The organism is Streptomyces tendae (assembly GCF_008632955.1).
Taxonomy (GTDB): Bacteria; Actinomycetota; Actinomycetes; order Streptomycetales; family Streptomycetaceae; genus Streptomyces.
In genome coordinates this window covers 902,013-927,580 of record NZ_CP043959.1, presented here as the reverse complement: position 1 = coordinate 927,580, position 25,568 = coordinate 902,013, and the positions used below count along the sequence as shown (strand labels likewise).

The following is a 25,568-nucleotide window of genomic DNA, read 5'->3' as shown; positions in this document are numbered from 1 at the left end:
GGGAGCCGCATCCCGATGTCCGAGCCGGAAGAGCAGCAGCCTGACATCCACACGACCGCGGGCAAGCTCGCGGATCTTCAGCGTCGCATCGAAGAGGCGACGCACGCCGGCTCCGCACGCGCCGTCGAAAAGCAGCATGCCAAGGGCAAGCTGACGGCCCGTGAGCGGATCGACCTCCTGCTCGACGAGGGCTCCTTCGTCGAACTGGACGAGTTCGCCCGGCACCGCTCCACCAACTTCGGCCTCGACGCCAACCGCCCCTACGGCGACGGCGTCGTCACCGGCTACGGCACGGTCGACGGCCGCCCGGTCGCCGTCTTCTCCCAGGACTTCACCGTCTTCGGCGGAGCCCTCGGCGAGGTCTACGGCCAGAAGATCGTGAAGGTCATGGACTTCGCGCTGAAGACCGGCTGCCCGGTCATCGGCATCAACGACTCCGGCGGCGCCCGCATCCAGGAGGGCGTGGCCTCCCTCGGCGCGTACGGCGAGATCTTCCGCCGCAACACGCACGCGTCCGGCGTCATCCCGCAGATCAGCCTGGTCGTCGGCCCCTGTGCGGGCGGCGCGGTCTACTCCCCCGCGATCACCGACTTCACGATCATGGTCGACCGGACCAGCCACATGTTCATCACCGGCCCGGACGTCATCAAGACGGTCACCGGTGAGGACGTCGGCTTCGAGGAGCTGGGCGGCGCCCGCACCCACAACTCCACCTCGGGCGTGGCCCACCACATGGCCGGCGACGAGAAGGACGCGATCGAGTACGTCAAGCAGCTCCTGTCCTACCTCCCCTCCAACAACCTCTCGGAGCCCCCCTCGTTCCCCGAGGAGGCGGACCTGACGGTCACCGACGAGGACCGCGCACTCGACACGATCGTCCCGGACTCGGCGAACCAGCCGTACGACATGCACACGGTCATCGAGCACGTCCTCGACGACGCCGAGTTCTTCGAGACGCAGCCGCTGTTCGCGCCGAACATCCTCACCGGCTACGGCCGGGTGGAGGGCCGCCCCGTCGGCATCGTCGCCAACCAGCCGATGCAGTTCGCGGGCTGTCTGGACATCACCGCGTCCGAGAAGGCGGCCCGTTTCGTGCGGACCTGCGACGCCTTCAACATCCCGGTGCTGACCTTCGTCGACGTCCCCGGCTTCCTGCCCGGCGTCGACCAGGAGCACGACGGCATCATCCGCCGCGGCGCCAAGCTGATCTACGCCTACGCCGAGGCGACGGTCCCCCTCATCACGGTCATCACCCGCAAGGCGTTCGGCGGCGCGTACGACGTCATGGGCTCCAAGCACCTGGGCGCCGACCTCAACCTCGCGTGGCCGACCGCCCAGATCGCGGTGATGGGCGCCCAGGGCGCCGTCAACATCCTGCACCGCCGGACCATCGCCGAGTCGGACGACGCCGAGGCGACCCGCGCCCGGTTGATGCAGGAGTACGAGGACGCCCTCCTCAACCCCTACGTCGCGGCCGAGCGCGGCTACGTCGACGCGGTGATCATGCCGTCCGACACCCGCCGCCACCTCGTCCGCGGCCTGCGCCAGCTGCGCACCAAGCGCGAGAGCCTGCCCCCGAAGAAGCACGGCAACATCCCCCTGTAAGGAGCCGCTGTGATCAAGGTCGTACGGGGCAACCCGACCCCGGAGGAGCTGGCCGCCGCACTGGCGGTGGTCCGGGCGCGCGCCGCGGCGGCGGCCGCCCTGCCGTCCGGCGCGCCCACGGTCCGTGACGCCTGGTCCGACCCGTCCCGCATCGCCGCCCGCCGGGTGCCCCAGCCGGGCCCGGCGACGTGGTCACGGACGTACTGGCCGGGCGCCTGAGGAGACGGGCCGTACGCACACGCGTACGGCCCGCTGCCGTGCCCCGGCATCGCCCCGCCCCACCCCCGCCAAGTTGAGTACGCGTACTCAGGCGCCCTCGGCCGGCTCCGCCGCACGCTGGAGGAATGCTGTGGTCCGACCCCGAGAACAAGCCGCCCAAGGAACTGCGTGACACGCAGGAGATGCTGCGGCGGCTGGGTGTTCTCATGGCGCTGGCCATGGTGCTCGCGATGCTGGTGATCGGTGTGAGGTGACCCGCCGCCTTCCACGGCGGGAGGCACCCGGCGCCTCTGCGCCGGACGGGACGCCTCCGACGCGGGACAGCGCGCCACCCGCGGACAGCGCGTCACCGGCGCGGGATGAGGCATCCGGGCGACATCGATACGCTGACGGCATGACAGATCAGCCGCGTCGCCGCCTCGTGCTCGCCTCCCAGTCCCCCGCCCGGCTCGGACTGCTCCGCCAGGCGGGACTGGCTCCCGAGGTGATCGTCAGCGGGGTCGACGAGGACGCCGTCTCCGCCCCCACCCCCGCCGAACTGGCGCTCGCCCTGGCCGAGGCCAAGGCCTCCGTCGTCGCCGCGAAACCCGAGGTGAAGGGCGCGCTGGTGATCGGCTGCGACTCGGTCCTCGAGCTGGACGGCCAGGCCCTCGGCAAGCCCGCGGACGCCGAGGAGGCCACGGCGCGCTGGAAGGCCATGCGCGGCCGCACGGGCACCCTCCAGACGGGCCACTGCGTCTACGAGACGACCGGCGGGCGCTACGCCTCCGCCACCGCCTCCACGGTCGTCCGTTTCGGTGAACCGTCCGACGAGGAGATCGCCGCCTACGTGGCCTCGGGCGAACCGCTGCACGTGGCCGGGGCGTTCACCCTGGACGGCCGCTCGGCCCCGTTCATCGACGGCATCGACGGCGACCACGGCAACGTGATCGGCATCAGCCTGCCGCTGGTACGGCGCCTGCTGGCCGAACTGGGCGTCGGCATCACGGAGCTGTGGGCGCCGCCGGAGGACTGACCGGAGCCCCGGGTCCGCCTGGCCCGGCCCCCTCCGCACCGCCGGGGCCGCCCTTCTCCGGGGCGGCGTCCGCGGACGCGCCGGGCCGTCCGTCGTACGTCATCAGGAGCAGCACGATGAGCGTGAGGACGACGACCATGATGAGGAACGCGGGCCAGCCGACCAGACCCCAGGCGAAGGCGCCGAGCAGCGCGTGCACGACCGCGGCGCTGATCAGCAGCACCCGGCCGAAGCCGGCCGGGGCGCGGTCGCGCAGCGCGACCAGCAGGGCCACCAGGCCGCACGCGGCGAAGTAGAGCCCGAAGACCACTCCGCCGGCCTTCGAGGACACCGCCATCATGTCCGGGTCGAGACCGGCCAGCGACATGTCCTGCCGGTCGACGACGACGCCCAGGAACCAGTTCACCGCCCCGATGCCCAGCGCCTCGGCGAACAGCACGAGCGCGACGATCCACGCCACCGGTCTGCGGACCACCGGCCCCCACCCACTTTCGAGCACGACTGTGGTTACCCCGAGTATGTTCGGGACGACGCGAAGGCTACTAACGGGTAAACGTCCGTACAAGGGTCCGACGAAGGGCAAAGAATCATTGGGCCATTCGTAGGGACTCCACAAAGAATCGAAGTGGGCCGCAGCACGCTCTCACAGAGACCTTGACCACACAGGAGGGCTAGGGTTTCCGGGAGGAGTCCTGCGTACCGAGGTGCGACAAGGGATTTCGCCGGTCGAGCAAGCCTCGCATCACGCTCCGTGTGGGCAAGCTCACCACTGGGGACGGGTCGAAGTGCCGTGTCGGCAGTCCCTAAACTCGGCTTGTTTCAAGGAGGGAGCCTCAATCGTGCGCAAGGTGCTCATCGCCAACCGTGGCGAAATCGCTGTCCGCGTTGCCCGGGCCTGCCGGGATGCCGGAATCGCGAGCGTTGCCGTCTACGCCGACCCGGACCGGGACGCTCTGCATGTCCGCGCCGCGGATGAGGCGTTCGCCCTGGGCGGTGACACTCCGGCCACCAGTTATCTGGACATCGACAAGGTGCTGAAGGCCGCGCGGGAGTCGGGGGCCGACGCGATCCACCCCGGCTACGGCTTCCTCTCGGAGAACGCCGAATTCGCCCAGGCCGTACTGGACGCGGGCCTCATCTGGATCGGCCCGCCCCCGCAGGCCATCCGCGACCTGGGTGACAAGGTCGCGGCCCGGCACATCGCGCAGCGCGCCGGCGCCCCCCTGGTCGCCGGTACGCCCGACCCGGTGTCCGGCGCCGACGAGGTCGTCGCTTTCGCCGAGGAGAACGGCCTGCCGATCGCCATCAAGGCCGCCTTCGGCGGTGGCGGGCGCGGCCTGAAGGTCGCCCGCACCCTCGAGGAGGTCCCCGAGCTGTACGACTCGGCCGTCCGCGAGGCGGTCGCCGCCTTCGGCCGCGGCGAGTGCTTCGTCGAGCGGTACCTGGACAAGCCCCGGCACGTGGAGACCCAGTGCCTGGCCGACCAGCACGGCAACGTGGTCGTCGTCTCCACCCGTGACTGCTCGCTGCAGCGCCGGCACCAGAAGCTGGTGGAGGAGGCCCCGGCGCCGTTCCTCTCGGACCAGCAGGTCGCGGAGCTGTACCGCGCGTCCAAGGCCATCCTCAAGGAGGCCGGTTACGTCGGTGCGGGCACCGTGGAGTTCCTCGTCGGCAACGACGGCACGATCTCCTTCCTGGAGGTCAACACCCGCCTCCAGGTGGAGCACCCGGTCACCGAGGAGGTCGCCGGCATCGACCTGGTGCGGGAGATGTTCCGCATCGCCGACGGCGAGGAGCTCGGCTACGGCGACCCGCAGCTGCGCGGCCACTCCTTCGAGTTCCGCATCAACGGCGAGGACCCGGGCCGCAACTTCCTGCCCGCCCCCGGCACCGTCACCACCTTCGACGCGCCGTCCGGCCCGGGCGTGCGTCTGGACGCGGGCGTGGAGTCCGGCTCGGTCATCGGCCCGGCCTGGGACTCCCTGCTGGCCAAGCTGATCGTCACCGGCCGCACCCGCAAGGAGGCCCTGGAGCGCGCCGCCCGTGCGCTGGAGGAGTTCAAGGTCGAGGGCATGGCCACAGCCATCCCGTTCCACCGTGCGGTGGTGAAGGACCCGGCGTTCGCCCCCGAACTGACCGGCTCCGCCGACCCGTTCACGGTGCACACGCGCTGGATCGAGACGGAGTTCGTCAACGAGATCAAGCCGTTCGCCGCGGCGGTTGACGCCGAGGCCGACGAGGAGGCGGACCGCGAGACGGTCGTCGTCGAGGTCGGCGGCAAGCGCCTGGAGGTCTCCCTGCCCGCCTCGCTCGGCATGAGCCTGGCCCGTACCGGCCTCGCCGCCGGCGCCAAGCCCAAGCGCCGCGCCGCCCGCAAGTCCGGCCCGGCGGCCTCCGGTGACACCCTCGCCTCCCCGATGCAGGGCACGATCGTCAAGGTCGCGGTCGAGGAGGGCCAGGAGGTCAAGGAGGGCGACCTGGTCGTCGTCCTGGAGGCGATGAAGATGGAGCAGCCCATCAACGCCCACCGCTCCGGCACCGTCAAGGGCCTGAGCGCGGAGGTCGGCGCCTCCGTCACCTCCGGTGCGGCGATCTGCGAGATCAAGGACTGACACCGGCTGACGCGGCAGCGCCCGGCGTCCTCCCACGGAGGACGCCGGGCGCCGTCACGTCCGGGCCGTCCCGGTCAGCGCCGGCGCAGGTCCGCCACCCGGGCCGCCCGCTCGGCGCCCTGCCCCTGGTCCGCCGCGGCGCCCAGGGCCACGGCGGTACGCAGTCCGGGTGCCTGGCGGCGCGGGCCGGGCAGGGGGACGTCACGGCGCTGGCGGCCCGACGGCGGGCCGTCACCCCCCGCGCCGGCGGAACCCCCCGGCGCCCCCGCGACGGCGATCTGCACGCCCTGGTCCGCGAGCGCCTGCAGTTCGGTCGCCGCCCGGTCGTCGTGCGCGGGCGGTTCGTCCGTCACCAGACGGGTGATCAGGTCGGTCGGCACGGTCTGGAACATGGTGTCCGTGCCGAGCTTGGTGTGGTCGGCGAGGACCACCACCTCGGCCGCCGCCTGCACCAGCGCCCGGTCGACGGACGCCGACAGCATGTTGGACGTGGACAGCCCGCGCTCGGCGGTCAGACCGCTGCCCGAGAGGAAGGCGCGGGAGACCCGCAGCCCCTGGAGGGACTGCTCGGCACCGCTGCCGACGAGGGCGTAGTTCGAGCCGCGGAGCGTGCCGCCGGTCATCACGACCTCGACCCGGTTGGCGTGGGCCAGCGCCTGGGCGACCAGCAGGGAGTTGGTGACGACCGTCAGCCCGGGCACCCGGGCCAGCCGGCGGGCCAGCTCCTGCGTGGTGGTTCCCGCGCCGACCACGATGGCCTCGCCCTCCTCCACGAAGTTCGCGGCGAGGTCGGCGATGGCGGTCTTCTCGGCGGTCGCGAGATGTGACTTCTGCGGGAAGCCGGACTCTCGCGTGAAACCGCCCGGCAGCACCGCACCGCCGTGCCGGCGGTCGAGGAGTCCTTCTGCCTCCAGCGCGCGCACGTCCCGCCGTACGGTCACTTCGGAGGTCTGGACGACGCGGGCGAGCTCACGGAGCGACACGGCCCCGTTCGCTCGCACCATTTCGAGGATCAATTGGCGACGTTCTGCAGCGAACACGAAACTGACAGTAACGTCGACGACCGTCTGCTTTCAGCAGTTTGCGCTGAATAGCAGAAGTTGTTCGCACGGCCCCACAGCAAGTGGTATAGGGCCGTGTCAGCCTTCCCCGGCCGCCTTCCGGGTGTGCAACTGCCGTGCCACCTCGGCGATCGAGCCCGACAGCGAGGGGTACACGGTGAAGGCGTTCGCGATCTGTTCGACGGTCATGTTGTTGTCGACCGCGATCGAGATGGGGTGGATGAGTTCCGAGGCGCGCGGCGCGACGACGACACCGCCGACCACGATGCCGGTGCCGGGGCGGCAGAAGATCTTGACGAAGCCGTCGCGGATGCCCTGCATCTTGGCGCGCGGGTTGCGCAGCAGCGGCAGCTTCACCACGCGCGCGTCGATCTTCCCGCCGTCCACGTCGGCCTGCGAGTAGCCGACGGTGGCGATCTCGGGGTCGGTGAAGACGTTGGACGAGACGGTCTTCAGGTTCAGCGGCGCGACCGCGTCCCCCAGGAAGTGGTACATCGCGATACGGCCCTGCATCGCCGCCACCGAGGCCAGGGCGAACACGCCCGTGACGTCACCGGCCGCGTAGACACCCGGAGCGGTGGTCCGCGACACCTTGTCGGTCCAGATGTGACCCGAGTCGCGCAGCCGCACCCCGGCCTCCTCCAGGCCCATGCCCTCGGAATTCGGGATGGCGCCCACGGCCATCAGGCAGTGCGAGCCGGTGATGACCCGGCCGTCCGCCAGCGTCACCTCGACCCGGTCCCCCACCCGCTTGGCGGACTGGGCACGCGACCGCGCCATCACGTTCATGCCGCGCCGCCGGAAGACGTCCTCCAGCACGGCCGCCGCGTCCGGGTCCTCACCGGGCAGCACACGGTCGCGCGAGGACACCAGCGTCACGCGGGAGCCGAGGGCCTGGTAGGCGCCGGCGAACTCGGCACCGGTGACACCGGAACCGACCACGATGAGCTCCTCGGGAAGCTCGTCGAGGTCGTACACCTGAGTCCAGTTCAGGATCCGCTCCCCGTCGGGCTGCGCGTCCGGCAGCTCACGGGGATGGCCGCCGGTCGCGATCAGCACCGCGTCCGCCGTGAGCGTCTCCTCACTGCCGTCGGCGGCGGTCACGACGACCTTGCGTGACCCGTCGAGCGCCTGCATCCCGTCCAGCCGCCCCCGCCCGCGCATGACACGGGCGCCGGCGCGCGTCACGGAGGCGGTGATGTCGTGCGACTGCGCCAGGGCGAGCCGCTTCACACGCCGGTTGACCTTGCCCAGGTCGACACCGACCACCCGGGCGGCCTGCTCCAGCGGCGGGGTGTCGTCGGCGACGATGATCCCCAGCTCCTCGTAGGAGGAGTCGAAGGTGGTCATCACCTCGGCCGTGGCGATCAGGGTCTTGGACGGCACGCAGTCGGTCAGCACCGACGCACCGCCCAGGCCGTCGCAGTCGACGACGGTCACCTCCGCGCCGAGCTGCGCGGCGACCAGCGCCGCTTCGTATCCGCCGGGTCCGCCACCGATGATCACGATCCGAGTCACGTACTCCATTGTCCCGCACACTTCACCGTGCGACCGCCCGGGGGTGCTCCCCCTCGGTCACATCGCCCCCGCCACCCCCTGCCGTACCCTTCCCCCATGTCGCTCTACGCCGCTTATGCCGGCAACCTCGACGCACGGCTGATGTCCCGCCGCGCCCCGCACTCCCCGTTGCGGGCCACCGGCTGGCTCAACGGCTGGCGGCTGACGTTCGGCGGCGAGCACATGGGCTGGGAAGGCGCACTGGCCACCCTCGTCGAGGACCCGCTCTCCCAGGTCTTCGTCTCCCTCTACGACATCGCGCCCATGGACGAGGAGTCCCTGGACCGCTGGGAGGGAACCGGCCTGGACATCTACCGCCGCACCAGGGTCCGCGCGCACACCCTCGACGGCGAGGAGCAGGCCTGGACCTACGTCCTCAACTCCTACGAGGGCGGACTGCCCTCGGCGCGCTACCTGGGCGAGATCGCCGACGCGGCGGAGTCCGCGGGGGCACCCCACGACTACGTGATGGAACTGCGCAAGCGACCCTGCTGACGGAAACGACAAGACAACGATCGCCATCCCGTCACCTCCCGCATCTACGCGCGTAGGCGAATACCGGCTACCCTCATCGACGTGAACGCTTCTCTTCTTCCGGACGACATCCAGGGCGACCCGTACGCCGCAGCCGACGCCGCCGCAGCCCGTCTGCGCGAACTCACAGGCGCCGAGACCCACGACGTCGCCCTCGTGATGGGCTCCGGGTGGGCCCCGGCCGTGGACGCGCTCGGAACGCCCGAGGCCGAGCACCCGGTCACCGAGCTGCCCGGCTTCCCGCCGCCGGTGGTCGAGGGCCACGGAGGCAAGATCCGCTCGTACCGCATAGGCGCGAAGCGCGCCCTGGTCTTCCTGGGCCGCACGCACTACTACGAGGGCCGCGGGGTGGCCGCCGTCGCCCACGGCGTCCGCACGGCGGTCGCGGCGGGCGCGAAGACGATCGTGCTGACCAACGGCTGCGGGGGCCTGCGCGAGGGGATGCGCCCCGGCCAGCCGGTCCTGATCAGCGACCACATCAACCTGACGGCGACCTCTCCGATCGTCGGCGCCAACTTCGTCGACCTCACCGACCTGTACTCCCCGCGTCTGCGCGCCCTGTGCAAGGAGATCGACCCCTCCCTCGAGGAGGGCGTCTACGCCCAGTTCCCCGGCCCGCACTACGAGACGCCGGCGGAGATCCGTATGGCGCGCGTCATCGGGGCGGACCTGGTGGGCATGTCCACGGTCCTGGAGGCCATCGCCGCGCGCGAAGCCGGCGCCGAGGTCCTCGGCATCTCCCTGGTGACCAACCTGGCCGCCGGCATGACCGGCGAGCCGCTGAACCACGAGGAGGTCCTCCAGGCGGGCCGCGACAGCGCGACCCGCATGGGCGCCCTGCTGACCCAGGTCCTGGGCCGCCTGTAAGGCCACGCACACTGCGGTCCCGGCCCGTCTCTCTTCACAGCCCGATGCGCAAGTCATCCCCGGACGCCCCCGTCGCGCACACCCGGTGCGGGGGCGAGCCGGGGGATGTTCGCGCGGCCCGGCGCTCACGGGGTGCCACCGCGCCCCCCGTGCCCGCGATGGGCGACGGCCGCGCCGCCTGCGGCGGAGGGTGATGGCTGCCACGGTGCGGGTGTGGTCGCCGACGGCGGGAGGGGGCGGGGTGGGGGCGGTCGCCCGCAGCGGCCGGCGCGTCCGCACCCCGCACTTCTCCAGACGACCCAGTCGCGCCGGACCGAGGACGACCGCCCCCACCCCGGCCCCGCACCCCCCACGCACCCCAGGCGCCACAGCCACCCCCACCGGACAGGAACCCTGCGCCGCAGGCATCCACCCCCAGCCCACACGACGACCGAGAGAGGCCGACCGAACCGTGGAAGACGACGCGCTCATCGCACAGGCCCAGGCATGGCTCGCCGAGGACCCCGACCCGGACACCCGCGAGGAACTCGCCCGCCTCATCGACGCCCACGACCTCCCCGAACTCACCGCCCGCTTCAGCGGCACCCTCCAGTTCGGCACCGCCGGCCTCCGCGGCGAACTCGGCGCCGGCCCCCTGCGCATGAACCGCTCCGTGGTCATCCGCGCCGCCGCCGGCCTCGCCGCGTACCTCAAGAAGCAGGGAACCCCCCACAGGGTCGACACGGCCGGCCTCGTCGTCATCGGCTACGACGCCCGCCACAAGTCCGCCGCCTTCGCCGAGGACACCGCGGCCGTGATGACCGGCGCCGGCCTCCGCGCCGCCGTCCTCCCCCGCCCCCTCCCCACCCCCGTCCTCGCCTTCGCCATCCGGCACCTCGGCGCGGTCGCCGGCGTGGAGGTCACCGCAAGCCACAACCCGCCCCGCGACAACGGCTACAAGGTGTACCTGGGCGACGGCTCCCAGATCGTCCCCCCGGCCGACGCGGAGATCGCCGCCGAGATCGAGGCGATCACCTCCCTCACCACCGTCCCCCGCCCCGCCACCGGCTGGGAGACCCTCGACGACACCGTCCTGGACGCCTACCTCGCCCGCACGGACGCGGTCCTCTCCCCGGCCTCCCCCCGCACGGCCCGCACCGTCTACACCGCGATGCACGGCGTGGGCAAGGACGTCCTCCTCGCCGCGTTCGCCCGCGCGGGCTTCCCCACTCCCGACCTGGTCACCGAGCAGGCCGACCCCGACCCGGATTTCCCGACCGTCGCGTTCCCCAACCCGGAGGAGCCCGGCGCGATGGACCTCGCCTTCGCGAAGGCCCGCGAGACGGACCCGGACCTGGTCATCGCCAACGACCCGGACGCCGACCGCTGCGCCGCCGCGGTGAAGGACGGCGGCGACTGGCGCATGCTCCGCGGCGACGAGGTCGGCGCGCTCCTCGCCGCCCACCTGGTCCGCCGCGGGGCGACCGGCACGTTCGCGGAGTCGATCGTCTCGTCGTCCCTCCTCGGCCGCATCGCCGAGAAGGCGGGCCTCCGCTACGAGGAGACCCTGACCGGCTTCAAGTGGATCGCCCGTGTCGACGGCCTGCGCTACGGCTACGAGGAGGCCCTCGGCTACTGCGTGGATCCGGACGGCGTACGCGACAAGGACGGCATCACGGCGGCCCTCCTCCTCACGGAACTGGCGTCCGAACTCAAGTCGGACAACCGCACGCTCCTCGACCTCCTCGACGACCTCGCCGTGGAGCACGGCCTGCACGCCACGGACCAGCTCAGCGTCCGCGTGCAGGACCTGGGCCTGATCGCCGCCGCGATGCGCCGCCTGCGCGAGCACCCCCCCGCCGAGCTGGCGGGCCTGCGCATCACCAAGGCCGAGGACCTCAACGAGGGCACGGCGGCGCTCCCGCCCACGGACGGCCTCCGCTACACCCTGGACGGCGCGCGGGTCGTCGTCCGCCCCAGCGGCACGGAGCCGAAGCTGAAGTGCTACCTGGAGGTGGTGATCCCGGTCGCCACGAAGCAGGCCCTCCCGGAGGCCCGCACGAAGGCAACGTCCCTCCTGACCACGATCAAGCGGGACCTGTCCGCGGCGGCAGGCATCTGAAAGAAGGGGGCGGGCCACAGGCCCGCCCCCTTCCGGACGCCCTCAGACGTCACGTCACGCCACCTCAGCCCAGCGCCGCCAGCACGGCCAGCAGCACGGCCCCCGCCACGGCGGGCGCCATGATCTCGTAGGCCCACCGCACGGTGACCTCCCCCTGCGCGCTCTCCTCGCCCTGCCTCCGCTCGTGCAGCTCACGCAGCTCGGCCATGGCCTGGTCGGTCTCGGACCGCCGGGGCCCGTCGGCCACGGCACCCGCGCCGACCCCGCCGAAGCCACCCAGGCCGCCGGCGCCACCCAGGTCACCGGTGGCACCCGATCCGCCCCGGCGCCCGCGCCGCCCCGTGTCACCGCGCATGGCCTTCGCCGCCGCCCGCGCCTCCTGACGGTTCGCCTTGCTGCGGGCCCGCAGCGAGACGGGCAGCGCCCACAGCTGGTACTTCGCGCCCGAGTCGTCGACGACCTCGTTGGAGTACCCGGACCGCAGCGAGACGACCCGCCCCCACGGCAGCACGATCACGCGCAGCGGGTTGCGGACGCGCAGCCGGTCGTCGTTCACGTAGACGGCGGGACGCAGGGTGTAGGCGACGACCACGGGGACGAGGAACAGCATCGCGGCGAGGGCGAGCCACGGGGTGCGCCCCCCGCCGACGACCAGCCCGTCGATGCCGAGCCAGCCGATGAGGGCGAGCACGAGCACACCGCCGGCGATGCCCGCGGGCGAGCGGTAGATGCGGTCCTTGTACGGGGTCGTCGCGGGCCCGGACGGCTTCGTGGGCTCCGGCTCGCGCGACTGGTCGTCGGGGGTCGTCATGCCCCCGATTCTGCACGACCCGCCCCGAAACCCTGACCCCACGCCCTTCCCCACCCCCGCACCCTCGCCCCCACCACACGCCCCGCCCCGCCCGAACCGGCCTCCCGCGCTCCCCCCCCAACCCCCGCGGCCCCGGATCCCGCTCCGGGGCTGTACAGCCGCTACGCGCGTAGATATGCTCGTCTGGTGACCATGCCCACCACTGCACCCCACGCTCTGAGCGACGTCACCGCGTCCGACAGCACGCTGCGCCGGTTCCTCCACGGGCTGCCCGGCGTCGACGCGGTCGGCCTGGAGGCGCGTGCCGCCTCCCTCGGCACCCGCTCGATCAAGACGACCGCGAAGGCGTACGCCATCGACCTCGCCATCTCGATGGTCGACCTGACGACGCTGGAAGGCGCGGACACCCCGGGCAAGGTCCGGGCGCTCGGCGCGAAGGCGGTCCGCCCCGACCCGACCGACCGCACCACGCCCGCCACGGCCGCGGTCTGCGTCTACCCCGACATGGTGGCCACGGCGAAGAAGGCCGTCGCCGGCTCCACCGTCAAGGTCGCCTCGGTCGCCACCGCCTTCCCGGCCGGCCGTGCCCCGATCGCCGTCAAGCTGGCGGATGTCCGCGAGGCCGTCGCCGCCGGCGCGGACGAGATCGACATGGTCATCGACCGCGGCGCGTTCCTCGCCGGCGATTACCTGAAGGTGCACGACGAGATCACCGCCGTGAAGGAGACCTGCGGGACGAGCGCCCGCCTGAAGGTCATCTTCGAGACCGGCGAGCTGTCGACGTACGACAACATCCGCCGCGCGAGCTGGCTCGGCATGCTGGCCGGGGCGGACTTCATCAAGACCTCGACCGGCAAGGTCGCGGTCAACGCGACCCCCGCGAACACCCTCCTGATGCTGGAGGCGGTCCGTGACTTCCGCGCCCAGACCGGCGTCCAGGTCGGTGTGAAGCCGGCCGGCGGCATCCGTACCAGCAAGGACGCGATCAAGTTCCTGGTCCTGGTCAACGAGACCGCGGGCGAGGACTGGCTGGACAACCACTGGTTCCGCTTCGGCGCCTCCTCGCTGCTGAACGACCTGCTGCTGCAGCGGCAGAAGCTGGCCACCGGCCGCTACTCCGGCCCCGACTACGTGACGGTGGACTGATCACCATGGCACCTGTTTTCGACTACGCCCCGGCGCCCGAGTCCCGCTCGGTCGTCGACATCGCCCCGTCCTACGGCCTGTTCATCGACGGCGAGTTCACCGAGGCGGCCGACGGCAAGGTCTTCAAGACCGTCTCCCCCTCCTCCGAGGAGGTGCTCTCCGAGGTCGCCGAGGCCGGTGAGGCCGACGTCGACCGCGCGGTGCGGGCGGCCCGCAAGGCGTTCGAGACGTGGTCCGCGCTGCCCGGCTCGGAGCGCGCGAAGTACCTCTTCCGCATCGCCCGCATCATCCAGGAGCGCAGCCGCGAGCTGGCCGTCCTGGAGACCCTGGACAACGGCAAGCCGATCAAGGAGACCCGCGACGCGGACCTCCCCCTGGTCGCCGCGCACTTCTTCTACTACGCGGGCTGGGCCGACAAGCTGGAGCACGCCGGCTACGGCGCGAACCCGAAGCCGCTGGGCGTCGCGGGCCAGGTCATCCCCTGGAACTTCCCGCTCCTGATGCTGGCCTGGAAGATCGCACCGGCCCTCGCGACCGGCAACACGGTCGTCCTGAAGCCCGCCGAGACCACGCCCCTCTCCGCCCTCTTCTTCGCGGACATCTGCCGCCAGGCGGGCCTGCCCAGGGGCGTCGTCAACATCATCACCGGTGACGGCCGCGCCGGAGCCGCGCTGACGGCCCACCCCGACGTGAACAAGGTCGCGTTCACCGGCTCGACCGCCGTCGGCAAGGAGATCGCGCGCACGGTCGCGGGCACCCGCAAGAAGCTCACGCTCGAACTGGGCGGCAAGGGCGCCAACATCGTCTTCGACGACGCCCCGATCGACCAGGCCGTCGAGGGCATCGTCAACGGCATCTTCTTCAACCAGGGCCAGGTCTGCTGCGCGGGCTCGCGCCTGCTGGTCCAGGAGTCGATCCACGACGAGCTGCTGGACTCCCTCAAGCGCCGGCTGTCCACGCTGCGCCTCGGCGACCCGCTGGACAAGAACACCGACATCGGCGCGATCAACTCCGCGGAGCAGCTGGCCCGGATCACCGCGCTGGCCGAGCAGGGCGAGGCGGAGGGCGCCGAGCGCTGGTCCCCGGCCTGCGAACTCCCGGAGAACGGCTTCTGGTTCGCCCCGACGCTGTTCACCGGCGTCACCCAGGCGCACACCATCGCCCGGGACGAGATCTTCGGCCCGGTGCTGTCGGTGCTGACCTTCCGTACGCCCGACGAGGCGGTCGCCAAGGCCAACAACACCCCGTACGGCCTGTCGGCGGGCATCTGGACCGAGAAGGGCTCACGGATCCTGGCGGTGGCGAACAAGCTCCGCGCGGGCGTGATCTGGTCCAACACGTTCAACAAGTTCGACCCGACCTCGCCGTTCGGCGGTTACAAGGAGTCGGGCTTCGGCCGCGAGGGCGGCCGCCACGGCCTGGAGGCGTACCTCGATGTCTGACAAGCCCGAGAAGACCGAGAAGATCGACAAGTCCGGGAAGACCGGGCGCCTCTCCGTCTTCAAGACCTACAAGCTGTACGTCGGCGGGAAGTTCCCGCGTTCCGAGAGCGGCCGGGTGTACGAGGTGACTGACGCCAAGGGCAAGTGGCTGGCCAACGCACCGCGGTCGTCCCGCAAGGACGCCCGTGACGCGGTGGTCGCGGCCCGCAAGGCGTTCGGTGCCTGGTCCGGCGCGACGGCGTACAACCGGGGTCAGATCCTCTACCGGATCGCGGAGATGCTGGAGGGCCGCCGCGACCAGTACGTCGCGGAGGTCGCCGACGCCGAAGGGCTGTCGAAGTCCAGGGCGGCGGCGCAGGTGGAGGCGGCGATCGACCGCTGGGTCTGGTACGCCGGCTGGACCGACAAGATCGCCCAGGTGGTCGGCGGCGGCAACCCGGTCGCGGGCCCGTTCTTCAACCTCTCCTCCCCGGAGCCGACCGGCGTGGTCGCCGTCCTGGCCCCGCAGGAGTCGTCGTTCCTGGGCCTGGTCTCGGTCGTGGCACCCGTCATCGCCACCGGCAACACGGCGGTGGTGATCGCGAGCGAGAGGTCCCCGCTCCCGGCGCTCTCCCTCGGTGAGGTGCTGGCCACGTCCGATCTGCCGGGCGGTGTGGTCAACATCCTGTCCGGCCGTACGGCGGAGATCGCCGCGCCGCTCGCCGCGCACCAGGACGTCAACGCGATCGACCTCGCGGGCGCCGACGAGGTGCTGGCGAAGGAGCTGGAGATCGCGGCGGCGGACAACCTGAAGCGCGTCCTTCGTTCACAGCCTGTGGACGACTGGTCGGCGACGCCCGGCACGGACCGCATGACGGCCTTCCTGGAGACCAAGACGGTCTGGCACCCGACGGGCTCCCTGGGCGCGTCCGGCAGCGCCTACTGAGCCGCACGCCCCCACGACCGGAGCGCCGTGCCCCTCCTCCGTCCGGGAGGGGCACGGCGCTCCGCCGTGTCGTCCACGCTCCCCGTCAGCGCCTCAACGCGTCCGTCACCGAGCCCACCCCCGGGACGCCGTCCACCGACTCCGCCTGGGCGACCGGGCCGGTCAGCTCGCGCGAGTCCAGTCCGCGGAAGTCGGCGACCTGTGTGGCGACCCCGTTGTCCAGCGGGTCCACGCCCGTGCCCGCGAGCGGGTTGGGCTTGAGGTCCGCGACCGTCCCCACGACCTGCCCGGGATCGTCGGGCAGCACGTTCGCCTCCGCGGCGGACGCGGCCGCCGCCCCGACGCCGAGCGCCACCCCCGCCGTCGCGAGAACGGCCATGCCGCGCCGGACGGCGGGAGTCCTCGGTGCCTTGTGTCGGGCCATCGCTGTGCCACCTCTTGGCTTCGCAGGGTCAACAGTCCGACGCGCAGCGTAGTTGAGATGTGAGCCGCGCTTCAAAGTCGCCCCCACGGGTCGTACGCCACCCGAACGATGCGTCACACTGGTGTCCCGTGAGTTCCCAGTCGCCCATATCCGCGCGAGTCGTGCTGCTCTGCGGCCCCTCCGGCTCCGGCAAGTCCCTCGTCTCGGCCCGCTCCGGCCTTCCGGTGCTGCGCCTGGACGACTTCTACAAGGAGGGCGACGACCCGACGCTGCCGCTGGTGGCGGGCACCTCCGACATCGACTGGGACGACCCCGCCTCCTGGGACGCGGACACCGCCGTCGCCGCGATCGAACGGCTGTGCAGGACCCGGAGCACCCAGGTGCCGGTCTACGACATCTCCCTGAGCGCCCGTACGGGCGAGACGACCGTCGACATCGGCGGGACACCCCTGTTCATCGCCGAGGGCATCTTCGCCGCGGAGATCGTCGACCGCTGCCGTGAGCGGGGGCTGCTGGCCGACGCGCTGTGCCTGAGCCGGGGTCCGGTGCGCACGTTCCGCCGGCGCTTCGTGCGGGACCTGAAGGAGGGGCGCAAGTCGGTGCCGTTCCTGCTGCGGCGCGGCTGGCGGCTGATGCGGCTGGAGCGGTCGATCGTCGCCCGCCAGACGGCGCTGGGCGCGTACGCCTGCGACCGGGAGGAGGCGCTGACCCGCCTGGCCACCGCGGCGGTCGCGGGCCGCCCGACGACCCCCTCTCCGCAGCAGCTCTAGAACGAGCCGATCAGTCCGTCGAGCACGAACAGCTCGGCGAGGTAGAAGGCGACGGCGAACACGGGGGCGAGGACGGCACACCACCAGAAGCGGCGCTCCCCGGCGCGCGCCAGGTGGACGGTCAGAAGCGCCGTGAGGAGCGCGCCGACGGCCAGGAAGACGACCGCCTCCCCCCAGTAGTGCAGCGTCAGCCCCATCCAGAGGCCCTCCCCCAGCACCACCATCGCGACGGCCGCTCCCGCCGTCGCCCGTACCGCCCCCTGCCCGTACCGCACGGTCCAGCCGCCCCATCCGAGCAGCGGGCCTCCCACCAGTCCGGCCACCGACCAGACGGCGGCGGTACCGAGCCCTCCGGAACCGAAGGTGTCCCCCAGGGCGGACGCCGTGTAGTAGCCGGCGCAGGTGGCGAGCATCATCAGGCCCCCGCTCCAGGCGGCGAGCCCACGGGTCCGGATCAGCGCGCCTGCCGCGGCGGTCCAGATGATCCAGGTGGACACGGAGTTGGTGGCCCGCTCCAGCAGGGGTGTCGTCCCGTGGAGGGTGTACGTCGCCCAGCCGAGCAGCAGTCCGAAGGCCGTCACGGCGGCGAGGACGGTGCCGGGGGTGTCGCTGCGCGGCGCGGTCACGGTGGCCATGCACCGAACTATACACATCGCGTATACACGGGGTGTGTAGTGTCGTGGGAACCCACCTCGTGGGAACCCGCCTCCGTGACCGGGCACACGAAAAAGCGGGACCGCGTGACGGGCCCCCCGGCCCCGCGCAGTCCCGCTGTTTCCGCACCCCGTGGTGCTCCCCCTCCTGTCCCCCGGATCCCCGATCCCCCGTTTCCCGCGGTGACGCCCCCGGCGCCCCGCGGTTCCCCCGTGTCCTACTCCCGGCCCCCCGGCCCGGAGTCCCCCGGTCCCCGGTTCCCCGTTTGTTCCCCCGGACCTCAGGCGACGAGCTCGCCGAAGGCGTTCTCCTCGTCACGGCCGAAGCTGAGGACCTCGTCCTCGCGCAGCCGGCGGAGCGACCGCCAGATGCTCGACTTCACCGTGCCGACACTGATGTTGAGGATGTCCGCGATCTCCGGGTCCGTGCGGCCCTCGTAGTAGCGCAGGACCAGCATGGTGCGCTGGAGCTCGGGCAGCCGGGCCAGCGCCTGCCACAGCACGGCGCGCAGCTCGGTGCCACGCATCGCGTCCGTGTCACCGGCCGTCTCCGGCAGTTCCTCGGTCGGGTACTCGTTCAGCTTGCGGCGGCGCCACGCGCTGATGTGCAGGTTGGTCATGGTGCGGCGGAGGTACCCGCCGACCGCCGCCTTGTCGCTGATCCGGTCCCACGCCCGGTAGGTCGAGAACAGCGCGCTCTGCAGCAGGTCCTCGGCCTCGAAGCGGTCGCCGGTCAGGTGGTAGGCGGTGGCGTACAGGGAGGCGCGGCGCTCCTGGACGTAGGCGGTGAACTCCACCTCGCTCAGCGAACGGCGCTCCCCCGAGCCCTCCCCGTACGCGGTTCCCCCGTTGCCGTCCCCCGTGGACGTGTCAACCACCGTCATGATCGCGGTGTGCTGACGCCCGGTGCCGCGAGCGCACCCCCGCATGCCCGCGGCACCGGACTTCTCGGAACCCCGGTGCACGTCGTGCAGACGCGTGACCACTGCGCTGGTGCTGGTGCCGTGCAGCGTGTTCATCTCGCGCCCCCCGTCGTGGACTTCCGGTGCTCTGCCTGCTGTTGTGCTGTGCCGAAAAGCTTGCCGCGCCACTTTCATGGCCGTGTCCGCCGACTGTCACAGACGTGTCACAGGGGTCGGTCACCGTGACGGCACAGTTCCTTCACTCCCGTCCGCGTACGAAAGCGGCACGTATCCGGGCCCAAGGGGCATGAGCCGCCCACGGGTCGTACTGGAAGCCCTCCATGGGCCAGAATGAGCCCGTGCCTTCCCTGTTGCTGATCGAGGACGACGACGCCATCCGCACGGCCCTGGAGCTCTCACTGACGCGCCAGGGTCATCGCGTGGCGACCGCTGCCAGTGGTGAGGACGGTCTGAAGCTGTTGCGCGAGCAGCGGCCCGATCTGATCGTGCTGGACGTGATGCTGCCGGGCATCGACGGCTTCGAGGTGTGCCGTCGCATCCGGCGCACCGACCAGTTGCCGATCATCCTGCTGACCGCGCGCAACGACGACATCGACGTCGTGGTCGGCCTGGAGTCCGGCGCCGACGACTACGTCGTCAAGCCCGTGCAGGGCCGGGTGCTCGACGCCCGCATCCGCGCGGTGCTGCGGCGCGGGGAGCGGGAGTCCAGCGACTCGGCGACCTTCGGCAGCCTCGTCATCGACCGTTCGGCGATGACGGTGACGAAGAACGGCGAGGACCTCCAGCTGACGCCGACCGAGCTGCGGCTGCTCCTCGAGCTGAGCCGGCGGCCCGGACAGGCGCTGTCCCGCCAGCAGCTGCTGCGGCTGGTGTGGGAGCACGACTACCTGGGCGACTCGCGTCTGGTGGACGCCTGCGTCCAGCGGCTGCGGGCCAAGGTCGAGGACGTGCCGTCGTCCCCGACGCTCATCCGTACCGTCCGTGGTGTCGGCTACCGGCTGGACCCGCCTCAGTGACACAGGAGCACCAAGGGGGGAGCCGCGGTTGGTTCGCGGCACGCAAGGGAGTCTGGTCACGGCTGCGCTTCACCAGCCTGCGGCTGCGCCTGGTCGTGGTGTTCGGCCTGGTCGCGCTGACCGCGGCGGTGTCCGCGTCGGGAATCGCGTACTGGCTGAACCGTGAGTCGGTGCTGACCCGCACGCAGGACGCGGTGCTGCGCGACTTCGAGAAGGAGATGCAGAACCGCGCGGGCGCGCTGCCCGAGCACCCCGCGCAGGACGAACTGCAGCGCACGGCGGGACAGATGGCGAACAGCAGCCAGCGCTTCACGGTGCTGCTGGTCGCCGAGAACCCCGAGGGCCAGACCGTGTACGGCAGTTCGGGCGGGCTGAACGGCTTCTCGCTGGGGGACGTGCCGGAGGCGCTGCGTGAGGCGGTGACCGAGCAGCAGGCGATCACCGACGGCAACAAGTACCCGCACCATCTGTACTGGCAGCGGATCGTCGAGGACGACACCCCGTACCTGGTGGCGGGGACCCGGCTGATCGGCGGCGGCACCACCGGCTACATGCTGAAGTCCCTCGCGCCGGAGGCCAAGGACCTGAGCTCGCTGGCCTGGTCGCTGGGGATCGCCACCGGGCTGGCGCTGATAGGCAGCGCGCTGCTCGCGCACGCCGCCGCGACCACCGTGCTCAAGCCGGTGCAGCGGCTGGGGACGGCCGCCCGCCGGCTCGGCGAGGGCAAGCTGGACACCCGCCTGAGGGTGTCCGGCACCGACGAACTCGCCGATCTGTCCCGCACGTTCAACAAGGCCGCCGAGGCGCTGGAGAAGCGGGTGGCCGACATGGCGGCGCGGGACGAGGCGTCCCGCAGGTTCGTCGCGGACATGAGCCACGAGCTGCGGACACCGCTGACCGCGATCACCGCGGTGACGGAGGTCCTGGAGGAGGAGCTGGAGTTCGAGGGCGGCGGCATCGACCCGATGATCCAGCCCGCGGTCCGGCTGGTGGTGAGCGAGACGCGCCGGCTGAACGACCTGGTGGAGAACCTGATGGAGGTCACCCGCTTCGACGCGGGCACCGCCCGGCTGGTCCTCGACGACGTCGACGTCGCCGACCAGATCACCGCCTGCATCGACGCGCGCGCCTGGCTGGACGCCGTCGACCTGGACGCCGAGCGCGGCATCCACGCCCGGATCGACCCGCGGCGCCTCGACGTCATCCTCGCCAACCTCATCGGCAACGCGCTCAAGCACGGCGGTTCGCCGGTGCGGGTGTCGGTGCGGGAGATCCCCGCGACGGCGACGGCGGGCGCGGACGGCACCGGCCATGTGAGCGGCACCGTGGTGATCGAGGTCCGGGACCACGGTCCGGGCATCCCGGAGGAGGTCCTGCCGCACGTCTTCGACCGCTTCTACAAGGCCAGCGCCTCCCGGCCGCGGTCCGAGGGCAGCGGTCTGGGGCTGTCCATCGCGCTGGAGAACGCCCACATCCACGGCGGTGAGATCACGGCGGCGAACTCGCCCGAGGGCGGTGCCGTGTTCACCCTGCGGCTGCCCCGGGACGTGTCCGCGACGGACTCCGAGGGGCAGGCCGGTGACGAGGGCGCGGAGGGGGACGCCTGATGAACGGACGACGGAGGACGGCCCTGCGGGCCGCTGTGGGGCTCGCGGCGCTGGGCGCGCTGCTGTCCGGGTGCGGCATCCGGGCCACCGAGGTGCCGACCGACTTCGGGCCGGCGCCGTCGCGGGTGGGCTGCTCACTGGGCGAGCCGGAGGGGGCGGGACGGGCCGCTCGCGGACTGCCGGTGCAGGTGTTCCTGGTGTGCGGGTCGTCCCTGGTGGCCGTGGACCGCGAGGTGCGGGTGACGGACGGTGCGGCGGACGCGCGCCGCGTGCTGGCCGCCCAGGGGCTGCTGGACGAGCTGACGCGGGAGCCGACGGCCGCCGAGCGGGAGGCCGGGTACACCACACGGGTGCGGGCCAGGACGACCGTGACCGGACCGCGCGCCGGTGACCCGGAGGACACGTTGCGGCTGAGCCTGCCGCCGGCCGCCCTGTCGTCCACCGCGCTGGCACAGGTCGTGTGCACCTTCTCCGACTCGGCGGCGGCCGAGGGTGACGGCTCGGTGATCCTGGGCGGCCCCGACGACAGCCGGCCGCGCCGCTACCGGTGCACGGAGGAGGTCCGGTCCCGTCCGGCGGCCGGACGGCCGCCCTCGGCCGAGGCCACCGGAAGCTGACCGGCGGCCGCCGCGCGGGGCGGCGCCGCAGTGTGGCGCATGCCTCAGCGGTTGAACGGGTGACTTCCCGGAACCGCTCGCGGCGCGCGTCGCGTCTTGGGTGGCGTGCAGCGTCAAGGCGTCATCGGCGGCACCGCCGCGTCCCGTATCCGTGCGACCGGAGGCTTCCTCCTGGCCGCACACCTCGCGTTCGTCGCCTGGTACACGCTGCGCCCGCTGGACGTCCCCTGGGTGATGCCGGCCAATCTGCGGCCGTTCGACGGGATCCGCGCCGACTTCGCGCTGGGCTGGGTGACGGGCCTGCGCCGCACCGGTGAGGCGATGGCGCTGCTGGCGCCGCTGGGCGTGCTGCTGCCGATGGCCGGGGGCCGGCCGGCCGTGTCCCGGCTGGGCTCGCTGATCCGCACCTCGGCGGCGACGGCCCTGGTGTCGCTGGCCGTGGAGCTGCTGCAGACGGCTGTGCCGGGCCAGGTGGTGGACGTCGACTCGCTGCTGCTGAACACGGCGGGCGCGGCGCTCGCCCACGCCGCCGTGGTACCCGCGGGACGCGCCTGGCTACGCCGCCGGGCGGACCGGACCCCGGGGACGGCCGTCCTCCGGGAGGAGCCCCCTCAGGGGAGGACCCCGACGATTCCCAGGGTCGGGATCGCCCCATGGAGCGACGCTTTGCCCCCTTCTTCTCCGTAACGTGGAGGTACGGAGGCAGCCGGACAGGATGCCTCGCACCGTTCACGAAGGAGCCGCGATGAGCAGCCTCGCCCGCCCCACCAACGGCCGCATGATCGGCGGAGTGTGCGCCGCGCTGGCCCGGCGCTTCGGCACCTCCGCGACCACGATGCGGGTCGTGTTCCTGGCCTCGTGCCTGCTCCCGGGTCCGCAGTTCCTGCTGTACATAGCACTGTGGATCCTGTTGCCCTCGGAGGACAAGGCCCGCACGGCCTGGTAGGCCGGGCCGCGCGGCGCCCTCACCCCCGAGGTTCCGCGCGGCGCCGTCCGCCCGGTCCCCGCGCGGCATCATCTCCCTGAGGCCTGGCGTGGGGCCGTGCACCTCCGAGCACGCCGATGGGGCGCGACCCGTTACCGGGTGCGCCCCATCGGCCCGTCGTCGACCGGGAAGGTCAGCGGCCGCCCAGCGGGATGCCGTTGACGTTGACGCCCTGGCCCGGCGCGGCGTCCAGCGGCAGACCGCCGAGGAGACCGGCGCCCGGCACCTTGGAGCCCAGCTCGTCGACGACCGGCTTGGCGGTCCCGAGGCCCTTGCCGGCCACGTCCTGGCCCGCCGACAGCGCCTGGGCCGGACCCGTCAGCGGCGTGGACGCCTGGTCGGCCGGCAGGGCCTGGGTGACGGTGTCCAGCGCCGGGGCGTCCGGCAGCGCCGGGGCCGCCTGGGCGGCACCCGCGCCGACGGCGGCGAAGGCGGCACCGAGAGCGGCGACACCGAGGGTCTTGACAGCAGACTGCTTCATGAAAGGCGTCCTCGAAATGGGATACGGGGATGTGAGCGGTGCTGTGACCGTAATCAGGCGCCCCCTCCGCCGCAAACATCGAAATGCGGACGGTTGGTGGAAGCGGTGCGTGTTCACCTTTCCCAGCGAGGCCCTCTTCAGCCCTCCGTCGGGGAAGAACTGCTGGTGGAGGCGGTCTGGCGGAACAGCCATTCGGATTTCAGCTCGGCGTATCCGGGCTTGATGACGTCATTGATCATGGCCAGGCGTTCATCGAAAGGAATGAAAGCCGACTTCATCGCATTGACGGTGAACCACTGCATGTCGTCGAGTGTGTATCCGAATGCGTCGACCAGGTGCTCGAATTCCCGGCTCATGCTGGTGTGGGACATCAAGCGGTTGTCGGTGTTCACCGTGGCCCGGAAATGCAGCCGCCGCAGCAGCCCGATGGGGTGCTCGGCGTACGAGGCGGCGGCGCCGGTCTGCAGGTTGGAACTGGGGCACAGCTCCAGCGGGACGCGCTTGTCCCGGACGTAGGCGGCGAGCCGGCCGAGCTCCACGGTGCCGTCGTCACGGACCTGGATGTCGTCGATGATCCGCACCCCGTGCCCGAGCCGGTCGGCGCCGCACCACTGCAGCGCCTGCCAGATGGACGGCAGCCCGAACGCCTCCCCGGCGTGGATCGTGAAGTGGTTGTTCTCCCGCTTCAGGTACTCGAAGGCGTCGAGGTGCCGGGTGGGCGGGTAGCCGGCCTCGGCGCCCGCGATGTCGAAGCCGACGACGCCCAGGTCCCGGTGGCGGTTGGCGAGTTCGGCGATCTCCAGCGCGCGGGCGGCGTGCCGCATGGCGGTGAGCAGGGCGCCGACGCGGATGCGGTGGCCGTTCTCCCTGGCCCGCCGCTCGCCCTGGCGGAAGCCCTCGTTGACGGCCTCGACGACCTCCTCCAGGGTGAGCCCGCCGTCGAGGTGCTGCTCGGGCGCGTAGCGCACCTCGGCGTAGACGACGCCGTCCTCGGCGAGGTCCTCGGCGCACTCGGCGGCCACCCGGACCAGGGCGTCACGGGTCTGCATGACCCCGACGGTGTGCGAGAACGTCTCCAGGTACCGCTCCAGGGAACCGGAGTCGGCGGCCTGGTGGAACCACAGGGCGAGCTTGTCGGGGTCGGTGTGCGGGAGGTCGGTGTAGCCGGTCTCCCGGGCCAGGTCGACGACGGTGCCGGGGCGCAGTCCGCCGTCGAGGTGGTCGTGCAGCAGAACCTTGGGCGCCCGGCGGATCTGGTCCGTGGTCGGGGCGTTCGCGATGGTCTGGCTCGTCATTTCCGCACCATAACTCCTACGCGCGTAGATCACCCGGTGCGCGCGGGCGCCGATACGGAACGGTGACCGCACGGAGGGGTCGCGTTCGCCGCCCCTTCTGAGAATGTTCTGTCATGGCACAGCAAGCGACGCCGGTCCGCACGGCCCGGCTGGGGAGGGCGCTCGGCGCGGAGCCGACGACGGTGAGCGGGGTGCTGCTGCTGCTCCCGAACGGCGAGGAGGCCTCCGCCCGCAGACCGTCGCCGATGAGGGCGGCCGTCTCGGTGCGCGGCCTGGGGCGCCGGCTGGCCCGCGCGGGACGGGACCAGCACCTGGCCACCCATGTCGTCCACTACCGCTACCGCGGCTGGAACGGTGACGAGGCACATCTCGCGCACGACGCCGCATGGGCCGCCGACGAGGCCGTACGGCGCTACGGGGACGTCCCCGTCTGTCTGGCCGGGCTCGGCATGGGCGGCAGGGCGGCCCTGCGCGCGGCGGGCCACGAGGCCGTCAACTCCGTGGTGGCACTGGCCCCCTGGCTGCCCGAGGAGGACGGGACGGCACCACCCGAACCGGTGAAACAGCTGGCCGGGCGGCGCGTGCTGATCGTGCACGGCACGAACGACGCGCGCACCGACCCCGAGCTGTCGTTCCGGCTGGCGGCGCGGGCGAAGAAGGCGAACCGGGAGGTGTGCCGGTTCGAAGTGCACGCGGACGGCCATGGGTTGAGCCAGTACCGGGAGGAAGTGCTGGCCCTGGCCGAGGACTTCGTCATGGGTGTGCTGTTCGGGCGGGCGTTCTCCCGTCCCGTGCAGGACGCCCTGGCGGCGCCGCCTCCGCTGGGGCTGCGGATGCCGCTGGCGGCCGGGTTCGGCAAGTCGCTGCGGCGGTAGGGGGCGGACGCGTACGGCTCCGTTGCC

General features: G+C 72.1%; 27 protein-coding genes. 18 read left to right on the top strand and 9 right to left on the bottom strand.

Translation table 11 applies throughout. From position 1 onward, the window contains the following. The first annotated feature begins 15 nt into the window (after positions 1-15). From F3L20_RS04455 to F3L20_RS04445, 4 genes are all read left to right on the top strand, one after another. The gene (locus F3L20_RS04455) at positions 16-1,605 is read left to right on the top strand and encodes an acyl-CoA carboxylase subunit beta (protein ID WP_150152383.1); all 1,590 of its coding nucleotides are present in this window, start codon (positions 16-18) and stop codon (positions 1,603-1,605) included. Positions 1,606-1,614: 9 nt separating this feature from the next. Beyond that, positions 1,615-1,824, top strand: coding sequence for an acyl-CoA carboxylase epsilon subunit (locus F3L20_RS04450; RefSeq protein WP_145827087.1), 210 nt, complete (start codon positions 1,615-1,617; stop codon positions 1,822-1,824). A gap of 125 nt (positions 1,825-1,949) precedes the next feature. Further along, positions 1,950-2,078 (top strand): morphogenic membrane protein MmpB, encoded by a 129-nt coding sequence (gene mmpB, locus F3L20_RS35220; protein WP_086703397.1) that lies wholly within the window; start codon positions 1,950-1,952, stop codon positions 2,076-2,078. Positions 2,079-2,218: 140 nt separating this feature from the next. Further along, positions 2,219-2,839, top strand: a complete 621-nt coding sequence (locus tag F3L20_RS04445) for a Maf family protein (protein WP_150152380.1) — start codon at positions 2,219-2,221, stop codon at positions 2,837-2,839. On the opposite strand, the gene F3L20_RS04440 is transcribed toward F3L20_RS04445, so the two are convergent. Beyond that, entirely contained in the window at positions 2,808-3,314 is a 507-nt protein-coding gene (locus F3L20_RS04440; RefSeq protein ID WP_150157216.1) for a hypothetical protein, read from the bottom strand. The genes F3L20_RS04445 and F3L20_RS04440 overlap by 32 nt on opposite strands. Positions 3,315-3,678: 364 nt before the next feature. On the opposite strand from F3L20_RS04440, the gene F3L20_RS04435 reads away from it, so the two are divergent. Continuing rightward, positions 3,679-5,451: an acetyl/propionyl/methylcrotonyl-CoA carboxylase subunit alpha gene (locus F3L20_RS04435; protein ID WP_150152377.1), complete on the top strand. Its 1,773-nt coding sequence runs from the start codon at positions 3,679-3,681 to the stop codon at positions 5,449-5,451. A 74-nt stretch (positions 5,452-5,525) separates the two neighbouring features. Here the strand turns inward: F3L20_RS04435 and F3L20_RS04430 are convergent, their stop codons facing one another. Together F3L20_RS04430 and F3L20_RS04425 are read right to left on the bottom strand one after the other, a co-directional pair. Further along, positions 5,526-6,491 carry a DeoR/GlpR family DNA-binding transcription regulator gene (locus F3L20_RS04430; protein WP_150152374.1) on the bottom strand — a complete coding sequence of 322 codons (966 nt, stop codon included), beginning with the start codon at positions 6,489-6,491 and terminating at the stop codon, positions 5,526-5,528. Between the two features lie 99 nt (positions 6,492-6,590). After that, complete coding sequence (locus F3L20_RS04425) at positions 6,591-8,039, bottom strand: NAD(P)H-quinone dehydrogenase (RefSeq protein ID WP_145827083.1); 1,449 nt, start codon at positions 8,037-8,039, stop codon at positions 6,591-6,593. Positions 8,040-8,126: 87 nt separating this feature from the next. Here F3L20_RS04425 and F3L20_RS04420 point away from each other — a divergent pair, with 87 nt between their 5' ends. The 3 genes from F3L20_RS04420 (at position 8,127) to F3L20_RS04410 (ending at position 11,571) form a co-directional block, all read left to right on the top strand. Further along, on the top strand, positions 8,127-8,564 hold the full coding sequence (locus tag F3L20_RS04420; RefSeq protein WP_150152371.1) for a gamma-glutamylcyclotransferase: 438 nt from the start codon (positions 8,127-8,129) through the stop codon (positions 8,562-8,564). An 81-nt stretch (positions 8,565-8,645) separates the two neighbouring features. After that, positions 8,646-9,470 (top strand): purine-nucleoside phosphorylase, encoded by an 825-nt coding sequence (locus F3L20_RS04415; RefSeq protein ID WP_145827081.1) that lies wholly within the window; start codon positions 8,646-8,648, stop codon positions 9,468-9,470. Between the two features lie 451 nt (positions 9,471-9,921). After that, positions 9,922-11,571, top strand: coding sequence for a phospho-sugar mutase (locus F3L20_RS04410; protein WP_150152368.1), 1,650 nt, complete (start codon positions 9,922-9,924; stop codon positions 11,569-11,571). A 64-nt stretch (positions 11,572-11,635) separates the two neighbouring features. On the opposite strand, the gene F3L20_RS04405 is transcribed toward F3L20_RS04410, so the two are convergent. Beyond that, complete coding sequence (locus F3L20_RS04405) at positions 11,636-12,382, bottom strand: PH domain-containing protein (protein ID WP_150152365.1); 747 nt, start codon at positions 12,380-12,382, stop codon at positions 11,636-11,638. 192 nt (positions 12,383-12,574) lie between these two features. Between F3L20_RS04405 and deoC the strand changes: the two genes are divergently transcribed. The 3 genes from deoC to F3L20_RS04390 are packed head-to-tail and all read left to right on the top strand — an operon-like array spanning position 12,575 to position 15,895. Then, positions 12,575-13,528, top strand: a complete 954-nt coding sequence (gene deoC, locus F3L20_RS04400) for a deoxyribose-phosphate aldolase (protein ID WP_150152362.1) — start codon at positions 12,575-12,577, stop codon at positions 13,526-13,528. A 5-nt stretch (positions 13,529-13,533) separates the two neighbouring features. Continuing rightward, a complete protein-coding gene (locus F3L20_RS04395) occupies positions 13,534-14,970 on the top strand; it encodes an aldehyde dehydrogenase family protein (RefSeq protein WP_150152359.1) in 1,437 nt (478 codons plus the stop codon). Then, positions 14,963-15,895 carry an aldehyde dehydrogenase family protein gene (locus F3L20_RS04390; RefSeq protein ID WP_150152356.1) on the top strand — a complete coding sequence of 311 codons (933 nt, stop codon included), beginning with the start codon at positions 14,963-14,965 and terminating at the stop codon, positions 15,893-15,895. Before F3L20_RS04395 ends, F3L20_RS04390 begins: the two co-directional genes overlap by 8 nt. An 85-nt stretch (positions 15,896-15,980) precedes the next feature. Here the strand turns inward: F3L20_RS04390 and F3L20_RS04385 are convergent, their stop codons facing one another. Then, the gene (locus F3L20_RS04385) at positions 15,981-16,319 is read right to left on the bottom strand and encodes a hypothetical protein (RefSeq protein ID WP_145827076.1); all 339 of its coding nucleotides are present in this window, start codon (positions 16,317-16,319) and stop codon (positions 15,981-15,983) included. 59 nt (positions 16,320-16,378) lie between these two features. On the opposite strand from F3L20_RS04385, the gene F3L20_RS04380 reads away from it, so the two are divergent. Next, positions 16,379-17,089: a uridine kinase family protein gene (locus F3L20_RS04380; protein ID WP_150152353.1), complete on the top strand. Its 711-nt coding sequence runs from the start codon at positions 16,379-16,381 to the stop codon at positions 17,087-17,089. Here the strand turns inward: F3L20_RS04380 and F3L20_RS04375 are convergent. Both F3L20_RS04375 and F3L20_RS04370 read right to left on the bottom strand, forming a co-directional pair. Continuing rightward, complete coding sequence (locus tag F3L20_RS04375) at positions 17,086-17,724, bottom strand: DUF6518 family protein (RefSeq protein ID WP_150152351.1); 639 nt, start codon at positions 17,722-17,724, stop codon at positions 17,086-17,088. The genes F3L20_RS04380 and F3L20_RS04375 overlap by 4 nt on opposite strands. A gap of 299 nt (positions 17,725-18,023) precedes the next feature. Next, positions 18,024-18,761 (bottom strand): SigE family RNA polymerase sigma factor, encoded by a 738-nt coding sequence (locus F3L20_RS04370; protein WP_150152349.1) that lies wholly within the window; start codon positions 18,759-18,761, stop codon positions 18,024-18,026. Between the two features lie 242 nt (positions 18,762-19,003). On the opposite strand from F3L20_RS04370, the gene afsQ1 reads away from it, so the two are divergent. The 5 genes from afsQ1 to F3L20_RS04345 all read left to right on the top strand — a co-directional run bounded on the left by afsQ1 (position 19,004) and on the right by F3L20_RS04345 (position 22,851). Further along, entirely contained in the window at positions 19,004-19,681 is a 678-nt protein-coding gene (afsQ1, locus tag F3L20_RS04365; protein WP_024883374.1) for a two-component system response regulator AfsQ1, read from the top strand. Beyond that, a complete protein-coding gene (locus tag F3L20_RS04360) occupies positions 19,678-21,288 on the top strand; it encodes a sensor histidine kinase (RefSeq protein ID WP_150152347.1) in 1,611 nt (536 codons plus the stop codon). The genes afsQ1 and F3L20_RS04360 overlap by 4 nt, the downstream gene beginning before the upstream one ends. Then, positions 21,288-21,905: a hypothetical protein gene (locus tag F3L20_RS04355; protein WP_150152345.1), complete on the top strand. Its 618-nt coding sequence runs from the start codon at positions 21,288-21,290 to the stop codon at positions 21,903-21,905. The genes F3L20_RS04360 and F3L20_RS04355 overlap by 1 nt, the downstream gene beginning before the upstream one ends. A 105-nt stretch (positions 21,906-22,010) precedes the next feature. After that, positions 22,011-22,592, top strand: coding sequence for a VanZ family protein (locus F3L20_RS04350; protein WP_150152343.1), 582 nt, complete (start codon positions 22,011-22,013; stop codon positions 22,590-22,592). Between the two features lie 58 nt (positions 22,593-22,650). After that, the gene (locus F3L20_RS04345) at positions 22,651-22,851 is read left to right on the top strand and encodes a PspC domain-containing protein (RefSeq protein ID WP_145827069.1); all 201 of its coding nucleotides are present in this window, start codon (positions 22,651-22,653) and stop codon (positions 22,849-22,851) included. A 172-nt stretch (positions 22,852-23,023) separates the two neighbouring features. On the opposite strand, the gene F3L20_RS04340 is transcribed toward F3L20_RS04345, so the two are convergent. Together F3L20_RS04340 and F3L20_RS04335 are read right to left on the bottom strand one after the other, a co-directional pair. Then, positions 23,024-23,371: an ATP-binding protein gene (locus F3L20_RS04340; protein ID WP_150152341.1), complete on the bottom strand. Its 348-nt coding sequence runs from the start codon at positions 23,369-23,371 to the stop codon at positions 23,024-23,026. A gap of 137 nt (positions 23,372-23,508) precedes the next feature. Then, complete coding sequence (locus tag F3L20_RS04335; RefSeq protein ID WP_150152339.1) at positions 23,509-24,666, bottom strand: adenosine deaminase; 1,158 nt, start codon at positions 24,664-24,666, stop codon at positions 23,509-23,511. 113 nt (positions 24,667-24,779) lie between these two features. On the opposite strand from F3L20_RS04335, the gene F3L20_RS04330 reads away from it, so the two are divergent. Continuing rightward, a complete protein-coding gene (locus tag F3L20_RS04330) occupies positions 24,780-25,541 on the top strand; it encodes an alpha/beta hydrolase (RefSeq protein ID WP_145827066.1) in 762 nt (253 codons plus the stop codon). Positions 25,542-25,568 lie beyond the last annotated feature (27 nt).